The organism is Halorubrum sp. Atlit-28R, assembly GCF_003665955.1.
GTDB classification, from domain to species: domain Archaea; phylum Halobacteriota; class Halobacteria; order Halobacteriales; family Haloferacaceae; genus Halorubrum; species Halorubrum tropicale.
This window is the reverse complement of the sequence record NZ_QPLS01000013.1, coordinates 53,195-66,836: the sequence shown is the minus strand read 5'-3', so window position 1 is coordinate 66,836 and position 13,642 is coordinate 53,195. Positions and strand designations below refer to the sequence as shown.

General features: G+C 71.8%; 16 protein-coding genes. 8 read left to right on the top strand and 8 right to left on the bottom strand.

From position 1 onward, the window contains the following. Positions 1-32: 32 nt before the first annotated feature. The 3 genes from DVK06_RS15540 to DVK06_RS15530 all read right to left on the bottom strand — a co-directional run bounded on the left by DVK06_RS15540 (position 33) and on the right by DVK06_RS15530 (position 3,210). Positions 33-980: an electron transfer flavoprotein subunit alpha/FixB family protein gene (locus DVK06_RS15540; RefSeq protein ID WP_121600965.1), complete on the bottom strand. Its 948-nt coding sequence runs from the start codon at positions 978-980 to the stop codon at positions 33-35. After that, positions 977-1,765 carry an electron transfer flavoprotein subunit beta/FixA family protein gene (locus tag DVK06_RS15535; RefSeq protein ID WP_053771832.1) on the bottom strand — a complete coding sequence of 263 codons (789 nt, stop codon included), beginning with the start codon at positions 1,763-1,765 and terminating at the stop codon, positions 977-979. The genes DVK06_RS15540 and DVK06_RS15535 overlap by 4 nt, the downstream gene beginning before the upstream one ends. A gap of 146 nt (positions 1,766-1,911) precedes the next feature. Further along, positions 1,912-3,210: a hypothetical protein gene (locus DVK06_RS15530; protein ID WP_121600964.1), complete on the bottom strand. Its 1,299-nt coding sequence runs from the start codon at positions 3,208-3,210 to the stop codon at positions 1,912-1,914. Between the two features lie 178 nt (positions 3,211-3,388). Between DVK06_RS15530 and DVK06_RS15525 the strand changes: the two genes are divergently transcribed. Continuing rightward, complete coding sequence (locus DVK06_RS15525) at positions 3,389-4,729, top strand: hypothetical protein (protein ID WP_121600963.1); 1,341 nt, start codon at positions 3,389-3,391, stop codon at positions 4,727-4,729. A gap of 75 nt (positions 4,730-4,804) precedes the next feature. Further along, entirely contained in the window at positions 4,805-5,251 is a 447-nt protein-coding gene (locus DVK06_RS15520) for a type IV pilin (RefSeq protein ID WP_053771829.1), read from the top strand. Positions 5,252-5,318: 67 nt separating this feature from the next. Here DVK06_RS15520 and DVK06_RS15515 read toward each other — a convergent pair whose 3' ends face one another. Next, positions 5,319-6,008, bottom strand: a complete 690-nt coding sequence (locus DVK06_RS15515; protein WP_121600962.1) for a methyltransferase domain-containing protein — start codon at positions 6,006-6,008, stop codon at positions 5,319-5,321. A gap of 120 nt (positions 6,009-6,128) precedes the next feature. Between DVK06_RS15515 and DVK06_RS15510 the strand changes: the two genes are divergently transcribed. After that, positions 6,129-6,968 (top strand): DUF6663 family protein, encoded by an 840-nt coding sequence (locus tag DVK06_RS15510; protein ID WP_121600961.1) that lies wholly within the window; start codon positions 6,129-6,131, stop codon positions 6,966-6,968. A gap of 30 nt (positions 6,969-6,998) precedes the next feature. Here the strand turns inward: DVK06_RS15510 and DVK06_RS15505 are convergent, their stop codons facing one another. After that, positions 6,999-7,973 (bottom strand): C-terminal binding protein, encoded by a 975-nt coding sequence (locus DVK06_RS15505; protein WP_121600960.1) that lies wholly within the window; start codon positions 7,971-7,973, stop codon positions 6,999-7,001. 169 nt (positions 7,974-8,142) lie between these two features. Between DVK06_RS15505 and DVK06_RS15500 the strand changes: the two genes are divergently transcribed. Further along, on the top strand, positions 8,143-8,421 hold the full coding sequence (locus DVK06_RS15500; RefSeq protein WP_053771968.1) for a hypothetical protein: 279 nt from the start codon (positions 8,143-8,145) through the stop codon (positions 8,419-8,421). 104 nt (positions 8,422-8,525) lie between these two features. On the opposite strand, the gene DVK06_RS15495 is transcribed toward DVK06_RS15500, so the two are convergent. Beyond that, positions 8,526-8,807, bottom strand: coding sequence for a helix-turn-helix domain-containing protein (locus DVK06_RS15495; protein ID WP_008443026.1), 282 nt, complete (start codon positions 8,805-8,807; stop codon positions 8,526-8,528). 282 nt (positions 8,808-9,089) lie between these two features. On the opposite strand from DVK06_RS15495, the gene DVK06_RS15490 reads away from it, so the two are divergent. From DVK06_RS15490 to DVK06_RS15475, 4 genes are all read left to right on the top strand, one after another. Further along, on the top strand, positions 9,090-9,398 hold the full coding sequence (locus DVK06_RS15490) for a hypothetical protein (protein ID WP_053771825.1): 309 nt from the start codon (positions 9,090-9,092) through the stop codon (positions 9,396-9,398). Between the two features lies 1 nt (position 9,399). Beyond that, positions 9,400-11,220, top strand: a complete 1,821-nt coding sequence (locus tag DVK06_RS15485; RefSeq protein ID WP_121600959.1) for a ribosome biogenesis/translation initiation ATPase RLI — start codon at positions 9,400-9,402, stop codon at positions 11,218-11,220. 75 nt (positions 11,221-11,295) lie between these two features. Then, positions 11,296-12,039 carry a creatininase family protein gene (locus tag DVK06_RS15480; RefSeq protein ID WP_121600958.1) on the top strand — a complete coding sequence of 248 codons (744 nt, stop codon included), beginning with the start codon at positions 11,296-11,298 and terminating at the stop codon, positions 12,037-12,039. An 89-nt stretch (positions 12,040-12,128) separates the two neighbouring features. Beyond that, on the top strand, positions 12,129-12,395 hold the full coding sequence (locus DVK06_RS15475; protein WP_053771822.1) for an HAH_0734 family protein: 267 nt from the start codon (positions 12,129-12,131) through the stop codon (positions 12,393-12,395). A 27-nt stretch (positions 12,396-12,422) separates the two neighbouring features. Here DVK06_RS15475 and DVK06_RS15470 read toward each other — a convergent pair whose 3' ends face one another. Next, positions 12,423-13,052 (bottom strand): L-threonylcarbamoyladenylate synthase, encoded by a 630-nt coding sequence (locus DVK06_RS15470; RefSeq protein ID WP_199718734.1) that lies wholly within the window; start codon positions 13,050-13,052, stop codon positions 12,423-12,425. A 79-nt stretch (positions 13,053-13,131) separates the two neighbouring features. Beyond that, the gene (locus DVK06_RS15465; protein WP_053771820.1) at positions 13,132-13,641 is read right to left on the bottom strand and encodes a redoxin domain-containing protein; all 510 of its coding nucleotides are present in this window, start codon (positions 13,639-13,641) and stop codon (positions 13,132-13,134) included. Position 13,642 lies beyond the last annotated feature (1 nt).

Genomic DNA, 13,642 nt, shown 5'->3' with positions numbered 1-13,642 from the left:
AAAGAACGTTGCTGCGAGGGGGTCGGCGCCGACTACGCGAACTCGTCGACCAGCTCGGGCACCACGTCGAAGAGGTCGCCAACGATCCCGTAGTCGGCGATGTCGAAGATCGGCGCGTTCGGGTCGGTGTTGATGGCGACGATCGTGTCCGAGCCCTTCATGCCGGCGACGTGTTGAACCGCGCCGGAGATGCCGACCGCGATGTACACGTCCGGCGTGACGACCTTCCCCGACTGGCCGACCTGGCGGTTCTTCGGCAGCCAGCCGTTGTCGACGATCGGCCGCGAGGCCGAGAGGGTCGCGCCGAGCGCGTCGGCGAGCTCCTCGACGAGTTCGAGGTTCTCTTCCTCCTCGATGCCGCGGCCGACCGAGACGAGCACGTCGGCGTCCGCGATGTCGACGTCGCCGCCGCCGACCTCCTCGAAGCCCGTGACGCGGGCGCCCGACTCGGGGATGTCGACGTCGGCCGCCTCGACGGTCGCGTCGCCGACCCCCTCCGCCGGCGGCCACTCGCCGCCGCGGACCGTGATGACGAAGCGGTCGCCGGCCACGTCGACGGTCGTCTCCACCTTCGAGCCGTACATCTCGCGGGTGACGGTGAGCCCGTCGTCGTAGTCGATCCCGACGGCGTCGGTCACGACGGGGACGCCGAGGTCCTCCGCGAGCGCCGGCGCGTAGTCGAGGCCGTTGACGGAGTTCGGCAGCACCACCGCGCCGGCGTCGAGCCGGTCCGCGAGCGTCGAGACGGCCGCCTGGTAGGCGTTGTGGTCGAACTCCTCGCCGTCGTCGACGGCGTGGATCGCGTCGACGCCCTCGCGGTTGAGGTCCTCCGCGAAGCCGTCGACGTCGCCGCCGATGACGGCCACGTGGAGGTCGGCGTCGCGCGCGTCGGCGAGCTCCCGTCCGGCCGTGATCGCCTCGTAGGTCACGTCCCGGAGCGCGCCGCGGCGGTGTTCGGCGGCGACGAGCACGCTCATCACGCGCCCACCCCCTTGTCCCGCAGGACCTCGGCAAGGCGACCCGCGGACTCGCCGGCGTCGCCCTCGATGATCTCCGCGTCGGACTCGCTCTCCGGCTCGTACATCTCGGTGACCGTCAGCGCACTCTCTACGTCCTCGGCGCTCAGTCCGAGGTCGGACAGGTCCTTCGGGGCGATCTCCTTGCGCTGGGCCTGTCGGATCCCGCGGAGGCTCGCGTACCGAGGCTCGTTGAGCCCGGTCTGGACCGTCAGCACCGCCGGGAGGTCCACGTCGGTCAGCTCCTCGACGCCGCCCTCGAGCTCCCGGTGGACGTGCGCCACGCCCGCGTCGGCGTCGACGTCGAGGTGGTTGACGACCGCGGCGTGCTCGAAGCCGATCCGCTCCGCGAGCGCGACGCCGGTCGCGCCGAAGCCGGTGTCAGCGGCCTGGACGCCGCCGAGGATCAGGTCCGGCTCCTCCTCTTCGACGACCGCCTCGAACAGGTCGACCTTCGAGGCCACGTCGGCGAACCCGCCGGCGAGCGCGTCGTCCCAGACGCGGACCGCGCGGTCGGCGCCCTTCGCGAGCGCCATCCGGATCGTCTCCTCGGCGCGCTCCGGGCCGACGGTGACGGTCACGACCTCGTCCGCGATCCCGGCCTCGGCGAGCTGGACGGCGGCCTCGACGGCGTAGTCGTCCCACTCGTTCAGGTCGTACTCGAGGTCGGACTCGGCGATATCGGTCCCCTCGATCGCGAAGTCGTCGTCGGCCTCCGCGACCTCCTTGACGGTCACCAGAACCTTCATGATCGTTACTCAGTCGCTCGTCCTGTAATGGTTTTCGGAACGAGCGACGGCGGACCAGCGGTTTTCCTCGGTTCGTCCGACTCTGGGCGACGGCCGACGCCGCGGCGACCGCCCCGCTGCCCGCCACCACTGCCGCGATCGGCGGGCTACTCGTCGGCGCGGTCGCCGTCGGCCCCTCCGCCGTCCTCGTCGTCGGGCAGCGAGATGAGGTTCTCGCGGCCGAGGCGGAGCTTCTCGACGCGGCCCTCGTCGGCCATCGCCGAGAGCAGCTGCGACACCTTCGCGTCCGACCACCCGGTCTCGGCGACGATGTCGGCCTGCCGCATCCGACCGCCGTTGGCGTCGAGGAGGCGCTCGACGCGCTCCTCGTCCGAGAGCAGCGAGAGGTCCTCCCCGTCGTCGCCGTCGTCGCCGTCGTCCCCCTCGTCGCCCGCGTCGGCGCCGTCGTCGTCCGCCTCCGGTTCCCGACCGGCGCTCCCGACGCCGCCCGGACCCGGCCCGCCGCCGGTCGCCACGTCCTCGCCGCCGTTCGCCGCCGACTCGCCCGGCCCGTCTCTCCCGGGGTTGATCCGGCGGTACCCGACGACGCTCCCGGCGACGAGGGCCGCGGCGAGCACGATCGCGGCCATCAGCATCGTCCACGGGGGGCCCGCTCCGGCGGGGCCGTAGACGATCGCCACGGGCTCGCCCTCCTCGAAGGTCTGGGGCCCCTCGATGATCACGTCGCCGTCCGAGAGCTGGGTCACGGCGCTGCTCGGCGTTCCGGTGACGGTGTACCCCTCCGGCGTCGCCACCTCCAGCGTCTGACTCGCCTCCAGGCTGCGGAGCCACGTCTCGTTGTCCGGCGTCGTCAGCGCGTCCCCGAGGACGAGGCTCTCGCCGTCCCGTTCGAGGAACGCCGTCCAGGTGAACGTGAGCCGCAACTCGCCGACCGCGACCGCGTCCTCCGTCGCGACCTCGTACTCGCTCGGGTCCTCGTACACCTCGACCTCGCGCTCGACGTCCTCGATCGCCATCGAGCGGTCGACGTTGCGGCTCGCCTCGCGGCGGAACCCCTCGAACAGGGCGGCGTCGGGGCCGACCTCGCCGTCCTCGAAGCGGTCGCCGGCGGTCCTGAACGCCGCCGTCTCGTTCGCGTCCGCCAGCGAGTACCGGACCGCGACGGTCCAGTCGGCGCTGCGGTCGGGGTTCAGACCGATTCGGATCCGCGTCGTAGAGGGGGACGTGATGGCGTCGTCGGTCTGCTGGCGAGCGGCCGTCGAGCGGTCCCCGACGGCGCCGGCGACGCCTGAGCCGTCGGCGGCGGCCGACGCGCGGGTCGGGTTCTCGGCAGCGTCGAGGGGGGAGGGGGCCGTGACCGCGCCGTCGACCGCGACGCCGGCGCTCGCGACCAGCGCGAGCGCGACGACGGCGACCAAGAGCGCGCGAAGAGCGGGGTTCCGCATACGTCACGGGCCACTCGCGCGCCGGGCAAAACGCTTTCCATACGCTGTTTTTTGACAGGACGCCCGGCCGAGTCGCCGCTCGCGCTCGCGCGCCGCTCGACGGCGACGCGGGTCGGTCGTTCCGGGCGGCCGGCCGCAGTGGGTGGACTTTTTGTGTCCCGGGCCGAACCGTCGGGCGATGAGAGCCCTCCCGATCGCCGCGGTCGCGGTCCTGTTGATCGTGGCCCCGGTCGCCGGCGTCACCGCGCCCGGCGCCGTCTCCCCGTCCGTCGACTCGGTGGAGTCCGCCGATTCGGCTCCGCCCGCCGCTCCGGACCTCCCCGCCGCTCCGGCGTCGCCCGGTAGTTCGATGTCGTCAGCGGACCCGATGGCCGCCGCCGACCAGCCGGCGCCGCAGCTCGAAACGACGAACCTGACGCTCCGCACGCTCTCGACGCCGCCCGGGGCGGAGACGCGGGTCGGCACGTACGCCCGCGGCCCCGACCTCGGCTCGGCGCTCGGGTTCGCGACCGCCGACGCCGACGCGGCCGTCGAGACCGCGGCCGTCGTCGACCGGATCGAGGGCGCCGAGGCCGGCGTCGAGCGCCAACAGCAGATCCTCGTCGAGATCAACCGCGTCGAGCGCGCGGAGGTGGCGCTGTCCAGCCGCCAGGCGGACGCCTTCAGCGCGCACGCCGCCGGCGAGATGAGCGACCGCGAGCTGGTCGACGAGCTCGTCCGGGTGGCGGCGACCGCCCGCGAGTACGACGAGCGGCTCGAGGCCATCGACGCGCTCGCCGAGTCGACGGACGGGTTCAGCTCGCCCGGCCGGCTCGACGAGCTTCAGGTGGCGCTCCAGGTGTACGAGGGGCCGGTCCGCGACCACGCGCTCGCGACCGCTCGCGGCCAGTCCTCCCCGAACGACATCTACGTCGCGTCGAGCGAGGACGCCGTCGTGCTCGCGACCGTCGTCGACGGCGAGTACGTCCGCGAGGTCTTCCGGACCGACCGCTGGGACCGCGGCGGCGGCGACATCTCGAACGACGCGGCGATAGCGATCACCGAGGCGTCGTACCCCGAGACGGCTGCGCTGCGCGAGCCCGACGCGTTCGGCGCGGGCGCGGTCCAGCGGATCACCATCCCGCACGAGTTCGGCGTCCTCCGCACGTTCGTCAGCGGCGGCACCGAGCAGGTGTTCGTCGAACACCAGCGCGTCGACCTGGCCGCGTTCCCCGACACCGAGCCGGTCGCGGCCGCCGGCGACGGGTTCAACGTCACCGTCGAGCGGACCTACCCCGGCGGGCCGGTGACCGTGACCGTCCTCGACGACGAGACCGGCGAACCGGTCTCCGGCGTCACCGTCACCAAGTCCGTCGGCGGCGGCGACAGCCGGGCGATCGGCGCGACCGACGAGAACGGCGTCGTCCGGACGCTCTCGCCCGCCGAGCCGTACCGCATCACGGTCGTCGACGAGCCCCGCGTCGTCGTCCTCGACGGCATCGAACCCCTCCCGACGCCGCGGCCGGTCGGCAACGAGTGACCGCCCGGGGCCGACGCTTTTACCCGAAACCGCCCCACCGCCCCCGTGTCACCAGTTGCTCGCCGCGCCCGAGGGATGGCGCCCGTCGCGGGCGTGCTGCTCATCGCGATCACGGTCGTGCTGGCCGGCGGCGTCGCGGCCGCCGCGCTCGGCGGGCCGAGCGCGACGGTGCCGCCGTCGGCGGTGCTGTCGCTGTCGGCGACCGACGATCGGGTCGCGATCGACCACCGCGGCGGCGACCCGATCGACGTCGCGGCCGTCCGGGTCCGCGTCAGCGTCGACGGCGAACCGCTCGACGAGCAGCCGCCGCTCCCGTTCTTTTCGGCCGCCGGCTTCCACCCCGGTCCGACCGGCCCGTTCAACTCCGCGGGCGACGACACGCTGCGCGTCGGCGAGACGGCGGCGTTCCGCGTCGCTGACACCAACGACCCGACGCTCGAACCGGGCCGACGAGTCACCGTCGAGATCACGGCCGCCGGCCGCCCGGTCGCGACGCTGGAGACGGTCGTCGAGCCGGGGTAGAACGCGCGTCTCGGACGCCTTCGCACCGGCGTCCCGGTTCGGCGTCGAGCGCCGAGGGATCCGACCGCTACTCGGCGCCGGGCGCCGAGGGGTCCGCGTCGGGAGCGGCCGCGGCCGACTCGTCGCCCGATTCGCCGTCGTCGGGGACGCGGGCGACGGTCGTGATGGCGCGGGGGCTCTGCGGCGTCGCCTGCTGGATGTGGTGTTCGAACTCCTCGTAGCCGGCCGCCTCGAACATCCGGTCGGCCTCGTCGGCGTCGTAGAACAGCATGATCGCGTCGGCCACCCGCTGGAGGATCGGGTTGTGCGGGTAGTCGGGGCCGACGACGAGCACCTGCCCACCCGGCTTCGCGACGCGCCGGAGCTCGCGCAGCCCCTCGACGGGGTTCGGCCAGTACTCGATGGAGCCGGACGACCAGACCACGTCGAATGCGTCGTCGCGGAACGGGAGCCGCTCGGCGTCGCCGCGGTAGAAGTTCACGCGGTCGCGCTTCCCGAACTTCTCGAACGCCTTCTCCATCTGGTGGATGCTCTGGTCGAGCCCGTGGACGTCGTCGGCGTGTTCGAGCAGTCCCTCCGTGCCGAAGCCGGTCCCGCACCCCACGTCGAGCACCGTCGGGTCGTCGCCGAATTCCAGCCACGAGAGCGCCTCCGCGCGCATCTCCTCGTTCCAGTTGAAGCTGTTAATCTGGTCGTACACCTTCGAGAGGTACTTGTAGAAGAGCCGGGCGTTCGACTTGTCCTCGAGGATCCCCATTTACCGGTTCCTTGGGCCGGCGGCCCCATAACGACACGGATCCGCGAGCGGGATCGGCCGCGGACGAGCGGGCCGCGCCGCTTCCGACCGGCTTTTCCGCCCGCCGCCCCACCGCTCGGTATGGACCCGACGACGAGCGGCCGGTTCCGCGTCCACGACCGGCGCCGGCGGCCGGACATCGCCGACGAGTCGGACGGGAGCGACCCCGGCGCGGCCGACGCCGAGGAGTTCGTCCTCGTCGAGCTCGCCGACGAGCCGGTCGACCCGACGGCCCCCGACGCCGAGGATCGTTACGACCCCCTCTACGCCACCGCGGAGGGATATGAGGGCGACCTCGGCGAGGCCGTCGACGCGCTCCGGCCCGGCTTCGTCGTCGACGCGACGCTGGCGTGGACTGACGGCTCCGCGCGCTTCCGCGACGTCGAAGTCGTCCGCGAGACCCGCTTCCGCTTCGCCGACGACGTCGAGGGGATGTTCGAGGCGGCCGTCGAGACCTGGCGGCAGATCCGCGCCGAGGGCGAGCCCGTCGGCTCGATCACCACCCGGTCGAACGACGGCGACCCCAACGGCGCGTTATACCTCTTCGCGGACGCGCCCGGCAGCGACACCTTCGACGAGGTCCGCACGGGTCGGCTCCCGATCGAACCGCTCGTCGCGCGCGTGAACGAGTCGCGCGACGACGACGGTCCGCGGGAGGTGTTCGTGTTGCGCCCCGCGGCCCACGAGTTCGTCGCCGTCTACGTCGTCTTCGACCGCGACGGCGTCCTCGCGCAGACGGTCCGTGACACCTACGACCTCGGGGCCGGGCTGGCGGCGGGGCTCGACGCGAGCTACCCGGGCGGCGACGACGGCGACTCGCTCGTCTCCGACGCCGCGGACGACGCCCCGGGGGAGTCGAACGGGTCGGACGACGACCCGCTCGACGATGACGACGACTTCGACGCCCTCGACCGCCTGTAGGCCGGCGCGTCTCCCCGGACTCCCGCGGCGCTACAGCCAGTCCGCCTCGGGGTCGACCCGACCGTCCGGCGTCTCGCCGTTGAGGACCGCCGCCACGTCGGCGGCGCCGCTCCGGTTCAGGTCGTCTTTCGCCTCCTCGCTGTACCACGCCGCGTGCGGCGTGACCACCGTGTCGTCACGGCCGACGAGCGGGTCGTCCTCCGGCGGCTCCTCGGCGAGCACGTCGAGGCCGGCGGCCTTTATTCCGTCCCGCTCCAGCGCGTCGAGGAGGGCGTCGGCGTCGACGACCGGGCCGCGGCTCACGTTGACGACCACCGAGTCCTCGCTCAGGCGCCCCAGCGCGTCCGCGTCGACGATCCCCCGCGTCGCGTCGGTCAGGGGGGCGTAGACGCCGACGTGGTCGGCGCGGTCGAACAGCGCCTCGAACTCGACCTTCTCGACGCCGTGGTCGGCCATCTCCTCGGCGTCGACGAACGGGTCGTGCGCGATCAGGTCGGCGCCGAACCCGGAGAGCTGTTCGGCCGCCCGGCGGGCGATCGGACCGAACGAGAGCAGGCCGATCGTCGACGCGCTCACCCGCCGGGTCGGGACGCCCGCCTCCCAGCTCCACCCGCCCTCCGCGACCGCGTCGTCGTACGGCTTGAGCGAGCGCAGGCAGGCGAGGAGCAGCGAGACGGAGTGGGTCGCCACCTCGTCGGTACAGTAGTCCGGCACCCGGGTGACGGTCACCCCGCGCTCCGCGGCCGCCGCCACGTCGACGTTGTCGACGCCGACGGCCGAGCGGACGACGACCCGCGGGTCCGTGGCGTCGAGCGCCGCCTCGGTGACGGGGGTGTTGATGTCGGTAACGACCGCGTCGGCGTCGGCCGCCGCGTCGATCAGCCGCTCGGTCGACCCCAGTTCCGCGACCTCGACATCGACCGGCTCGTCGACCGCGTCGGCGAGTACCTCGCGGTACGTCTCCGGGTCTATCATCGGGAACGCCGACAGCACGACTCTGGGCATGCGCGGTCATTCACCGCCGACCCACTTGACGGCTGTCACTAACGCTGTCAGGCCCTCTTCCGTCCGATTCGATCGTGACAGATCGCCGCACCGGGCGCCGCGTTCCGATGGCTCTTTGCGGCGGCCGGCCGTACGTCCCCCCGTGAGCGAGGACAGTTCGAAGCCCCCGATGCTGGTCCTGTTGGAGTCGCTGTCGTTCTATCGCAACGTCCGGATCGGGGCGGCCGCCGGCGCGCTGCTCGCGCTCTCGCTGTACCTCGTCCGGACGCTCGAACTGCTCGGGCCGGTGATCGACACGCGCGAGTACCCGCTGTTCGGGCCCGACGTCTGGTTCCTCCTGCTCGCGTTCGTGCTGGCGGCGACGTCGGCGCTGGCGGTGGCGGTCGTCCTCACGGTCGCGGCGGCGGTCCGCGGCGCGCGCGAGGGCGGGGCGGAGCCGCCGGAGTAGCGGGGGACGCCGTGCGGGGCGGTCCGTGGCGCGCGGGACGCGTCGCTCGGCGTCGCCGAGAGAGGGTGAGAATACGGACGGGACGGGGAGTCGACCGCCGCGGGTCAGTCGGCGGTACAGGAGGCCTCGCCCTCGTCGGCGGTGAACTCCTGGGCCGGCTCCGTGAGCTTGTAGAGGTTCTGTCTGGCGTCCGCGAAGTAGACGTCCTCGTCGACAACGCCGATCCCTTCGAGCCGTTCGAGCGCGTACCGGACGGTGCGGGCCGACAGCATCGACTCTTGGACGATCCCCTTCTGGGTCAGCGGTCCGTTGTACTCGAGCACCTTGAAGACGAGTTTGGCGCTCGGTGGGAGGTCGTCGAGCCCCTCCGTTTGAGTTCCTTCCATCGTTACGATTCGAAACCGCACACGTTCATAAATGTTGATGGAGCAACCCCGTCTCAGCGCCGTTTACCGGCGAAATCGGCCGCATCTCGCGTCACAAATCAGCAAAATAAGCCGCTAATTTCCCGCTGGACTGACCAGTCAGTCAGCGATTCGGCTCGCGCGCGCCTCGGCCGCGGCGACGCGCGGCGGTGCCCGAGCGTCGCGTCCCGAGGGCGGCCCGTCCCGGTCGCGAGCGACGGCGGGAACGAACGGCTTTTCACGGGCGCTCGCGGATCCGAAGCCATGAGCGACGATTCGGGCCTGTCCGACCACGCGCGCGGCGTGGTCGTCACGACCATCTGCAGTCTCGCCGGGATCGCGGCCGGCGTCGTCTCGGCCGTCTACGTCGGCACCGACCCGGCGTCCGCCGCGAGCACCACCGCGGTATTCGTGCTCGGCGCGTTCGTCATCGCCCAGTACCCGATATTCAAGGCGGTCGGCGTCGGCGACCTCGGGATCAAAGACAACCTCTACGTGGCGTTTCTCACGTTCACCCTCTGGTTCATCAGCTACACCGTCTTGCTGACCTCGGCCGTCGACCTGGGGGTCTGAGATGGCCGACGACAGTATCGCGGTCGTGGACCTCGATCGGTGCCAGCCCGACCGCTGCAACTACGAGTGTATGAAGGACTGCCCGCCAAACCGGACGGGCAAGGAGTGTATCACGGAGCGCGGCCCGGACGCCGAGGAGGGCGACCCGGACCAGATCCACATCTCCGAGGAGATCTGTCTGGGCGAGACCTGCGGTATCTGCGTCCAGTCGTGCCCGTTCGACGCCATCGAGATCATCAACCTCCCCTCCGAGCTCGACGACGACCCGGTCCACCGCTACGGGGACAACGCCTTCTCGCTGTACGGCCTCCCGACGCCGGAGCCCGGCAGCGTCACCGGCATCCTCGGGCCGAACGGGATCGGGAAGTCGACCGCGGTCCACGCGCTCGCCGGCGAGATGGTCCCGAACCTCGGCGACCACGCCGCCGACGGCGACTGGGAGCGCGTCCTCGACCGCTTCCGCGGCACCGGCCTCCAGAACTACCTCGAATCGCTGAAGGCGGGCGACGTGACGGTCGCGCGCAAGCCGCAGTACGTCGACCAGATCCCCAACCAGTTCGACGGGAACACCCGCGAGCTGTTGGAGCGGACCGATGAGCGGGGCGCGCTCGACGACCTCGTCGACCGCCTCAACATCCGCCCGGTGATGGACCAGGACATCGACTCAATCTCCGGCGGCGAGCTCCAGCGCGTCGCCATCGCGGCCTGCCTCGCCCGCGACGCGGACTTCTACTTTCTCGACGAGATCACGCCGTACCTCGACATCGGCCAGCGGATGATCGTCGCCCGGCTCATCCGCGAGCTCGCGGACGACGACGCCGCCGACCGCTCGATGCTCGTCGTCGAGCACGACCTCGCGATCCTCGACCTGCTCGCCGACACGCTCCACGTCGCGTACGGTGAGCCGGGCGCGTACGGGGTCATCACCGACCCGAAGTCGGTCCGGAAGGGGATCAACGAGTACCTGAAGGGGTACCTCGACAACGAGAACATGCGGATCCGGCCCTCCGCGATCACCTTCGAGGAGCACGCGCCGCGGGTCGCCTCCCGGAGCGAGACGCTGATCGAGTACCCGGACCTGCGGAAGTCGTACGGCGACGGCGAGTTCGAGCTCCGCGTCGAGGGCGGCGCGATCAACCGCTCCGAGGTGCTCGGCGTCGTCGGCCCGAACGGGATCGGGAAGTCCACGCTCGCGCAGCTGCTCACGGGCGATCTGGAGCCCGACGAGGGCGACCTCGACTTCGCGCTCGACATCTCCTACAAGCCGCAGTACATCGACATCGACCAGCACATGCGGGTCGACGCGTTCCTCTCCTCTATCACCGACGAGTTCGGCTCCTCCTACTGGAACACCGAGATCGCCCAGCCGCTCCAGTTGGAGCGCGTGATGGAGCAGAACCTCTCGGACCTCTCCGGCGGGGAGCGCCAGCGCGTCGCCATCGCGGCGTGCCTCTCCGACGACGCCGACCTCTACCTGCTCGACGAGCCCTCCGCCCACCTCGACGTCGAGCAGCGCGTGCGGGCGACGACCGCGATCCGCCGGTACGCCGAGAACCACGACGCGACCGTGATGGTGATCGACCACGACATCTACATGATCGACCTCCTCGCGGACCGCCTGATGGTGTTCGACGGCGAGCCGGCCGAACGCGGGCGCGCCGCGCCGCCGCAGGACATGCGCGACGGGATGAACGAGTTCCTCGCCGACCTCGAGATCACCTTCCGGCGCGACGAGCGCACCGGCCGTCCCCGGATCAACAAGCCGGGGTCGCAGCTCGACAGCCAGCAGAAGCGCGACGGCGAGTACTACTACTCGGGCTGAGGCAGTCGCTCGGACGACCGGTTCGCTCTCGCCGCTACCCCGAGCTTTTCGTCGCCCGACGCCGGATCCTCCGCCATGCCCGAGACGGACGACGACCTGTTCGGCATGACGTGGGAGGACGCCGGCGCCGCGATCGACGACGCCGACTTCGCGGTGCTCCCGGCCGGCAGCATCGAGCAGCACGGCCCGCACCTCCCGGTGTCGACGGACACGCTCCGCGCGGACCACCTCACGGCCGAGCTCGTCGACGCCGCCGACGAGTTCGACCTCGACCTGCTTCGGCTCCCGACGCTGCCGTACGGGCAGTCGGAACACCACATGCGGTTCCCCGGGACGGTCACGCTCTCGACGGAGACGTACGTCGACGTGGTCCGTGAGATCGGCGAGTCGGTGGCCGAACACGGCGCCGACCGGCTGCTAATTCTGAACTGCCACGGCGGGAACCGCGGGCCGCTGTCGATCGCCGCCGACCGCCTCGGTCGCGACACCGACCTCACCGTCCACTTCGTCCACTGGACGGACTTCGCGGAGGCGGACCTGACGGAGGCGTACGGCGAGGGCTGGGGCCACGCCGGCGACCACGAGACGAGCTTCGTCGAGCTGTACCGCCCAGACCTCGTGCGGACCGCAAAGAAAGAGCCGCAGGAGGCTGCGGAGCTGCCCAGCACTCGGAGCTACGAGTACTTCGACGAGGTGACGGAGCTGGGCGGGCTCGGCGACCCGACGAACAGCGACCCGGACGCGCTCGAACCCATCGTCGCCGCGACGACCCGGGAGATCCTCGGCGCGCTCGTCGAGGACCTCGACCGGGGCTGGTAGGGGGCCACCCCCGCGGTCCGCGGGGTCGCCGCCGCCGTTCGATCCGCGGTATCGAAGCGATTAAGCCCGGAACACGCGAACCCCGGCACATGCACCACCTCATCATCCGCGGCGACCCCGACATCCGGAAGGACGCGGTGATCGAGCACGACGGCGAGGAGCTGGTCTGTTTCGGCATCAACGTTCAGGGCGGCTGGCACGGCCCGGACGAGCCGCAGCTCTGGTGTACCGTCGGCACGGAAGACGAGCGCGAGGCGTACGACAAACGCGAGTACGTCCCCCACTGGCTCGACGTCGAGACGGTCGACGCCGAGGACCTCGACGTGATCAAGGCGAAGGGCGACCTCTCCGTCTGAGCGCCGCGAACGGCTCTTCTCGCCGACTCACCCGTCCACCGGCGGGTCCGCCAGCCACGCCTCGATGGCGCCGGCCATCGCCCCGCGGCGGTGGATCGTTCCCGCCTCGGGGTCGACGACCGTGCTCTCCGTCCCCGGCGTCTCGCCGCCGTCGATCACGGCGTCGACCCCCTCGCGGATCCGGTCGGAGAGGTCGCTCGGGTGCGTGACGCTGCCCGTCCCGGAGACGTTCGCGCTCGTCGCGGTGAGGGGGCCCGTCTCGGCCAGCAGCGCCCGCGCGAGGTCGTGGTCCGGCACGCGGATCCCGACGCGGTCGCGCCCGGCGGTGAGCGCGTCGGGCACCCGGTCGCCGCGCTCGACGACGACCGTCACCGGCCCCGGGAGGAACGCCCGCGCGAAGGCGACGGCCACCTCCGTCGGGCGGGTGTGGCGGAGCGCGTCGTCGACGCTCGCGACGCCGAGCGAGAGGGGGTTCGACCGGTCGCGGCCCTTCAGGTCGAAGACGCGCTCGACGGCCTCGGGGTCCAGCGCGTCGGCGCCCAACCCGTACACCGTCTCGGTCGGGTAGACGACGAGGTCGCCGCGGTCGACGGCGGCGGCCGCCGCGCGCAGCTCCTCGGATCGGTCCGGTCCGTCGTCGCTCATGTCGGCGGTCACGCGCGACCGTTCGGCGGCGAGTTGAAAAAGCGTGACGAGTGTGTGCGGTCCGCGCGCCGGGCCGCGGTCCCGGGTCCGGTCAGTCGACGAGGTCGGCGACCGCGTCGCCGATCGCCTCGGCGTCGGGGAACTCGGGGTGTTCGCTCGCGACCCACGCGTACTCCACGGTGCGGTCGGCGTCGAGCAGGAAGACGGCGGGACGGCTCTCCGTGATCCCGCTCATGCCGTCGATCTCGTGCGCGAGGCCGTACTCCTCGACGACGCTCGCACCCGGGTCGGAGAAGATCCGGACGCCGTCGCCGCGCTCGGCGAGCAGGCGCTTGTGGGCGTACGGCGTCGAGATGGAGACGCCGAGCACGTCGAGGTCGTCGCTCCACCCGTGGTCGTCGACCGTGTTGTAGAGGTACGTCCCCTGGAAGGTGCCGTCCATGGGATGGAAGAGGAGGAGCGTCGGCCCGTCGACGACGTCGGCGAGCGCGCGGTCCTCCCAGTACTCGCCGTTCACGAGCGGGCGGGTGAAGTCCGGCGCCGTGTCGCCCTCGGCGACGTGGTCGGTCTCGGGCAGGGAGACGACGTCGAAATCCGGCATC

Bases quoted from the DNA above. Each gene is read 5' to 3' on its own strand.
- DVK06_RS15535 (WP_053771832.1), bottom strand. From the start codon at position 1,765: ATGAAGGTTCTGGTGACCGTCAAGGAGGTCGCGGAGGCCGACGACGAC.
- DVK06_RS15530 (WP_121600964.1), bottom strand. From the start codon at position 3,210: ATGCGGAACCCCGCTCTTCGCGCGCTCTTGGTCGCCGTCGTCGCGCTC.
- DVK06_RS15525 (WP_121600963.1), top strand. From the start codon at position 3,389: ATGAGAGCCCTCCCGATCGCCGCGGTCGCGGTCCTGTTGATCGTGGCC.
- DVK06_RS15520 (WP_053771829.1), top strand. From the start codon at position 4,805: ATGGCGCCCGTCGCGGGCGTGCTGCTCATCGCGATCACGGTCGTGCTG.
- DVK06_RS15515 (WP_121600962.1), bottom strand. From the start codon at position 6,008: ATGGGGATCCTCGAGGACAAGTCGAACGCCCGGCTCTTCTACAAGTAC.
- DVK06_RS15510 (WP_121600961.1), top strand. From the start codon at position 6,129: ATGGACCCGACGACGAGCGGCCGGTTCCGCGTCCACGACCGGCGCCGG.
- DVK06_RS15505 (WP_121600960.1), bottom strand. From the start codon at position 7,973: ATGCCCAGAGTCGTGCTGTCGGCGTTCCCGATGATAGACCCGGAGACG.
- DVK06_RS15500 (WP_053771968.1), top strand. From the start codon at position 8,143: ATGCTGGTCCTGTTGGAGTCGCTGTCGTTCTATCGCAACGTCCGGATC.
- DVK06_RS15495 (WP_008443026.1), bottom strand. From the start codon at position 8,807: ATGGAAGGAACTCAAACGGAGGGGCTCGACGACCTCCCACCGAGCGCC.
- DVK06_RS15490 (WP_053771825.1), top strand. From the start codon at position 9,090: ATGAGCGACGATTCGGGCCTGTCCGACCACGCGCGCGGCGTGGTCGTC.
- DVK06_RS15485 (WP_121600959.1), top strand. From the start codon at position 9,400: ATGGCCGACGACAGTATCGCGGTCGTGGACCTCGATCGGTGCCAGCCC.
- DVK06_RS15480 (WP_121600958.1), top strand. From the start codon at position 11,296: ATGCCCGAGACGGACGACGACCTGTTCGGCATGACGTGGGAGGACGCC.
- DVK06_RS15475 (WP_053771822.1), top strand. From the start codon at position 12,129: ATGCACCACCTCATCATCCGCGGCGACCCCGACATCCGGAAGGACGCG.
- DVK06_RS15465 (WP_053771820.1), bottom strand. From the start codon at position 13,641: ATGCCGGATTTCGACGTCGTCTCCCTGCCCGAGACCGACCACGTCGCC.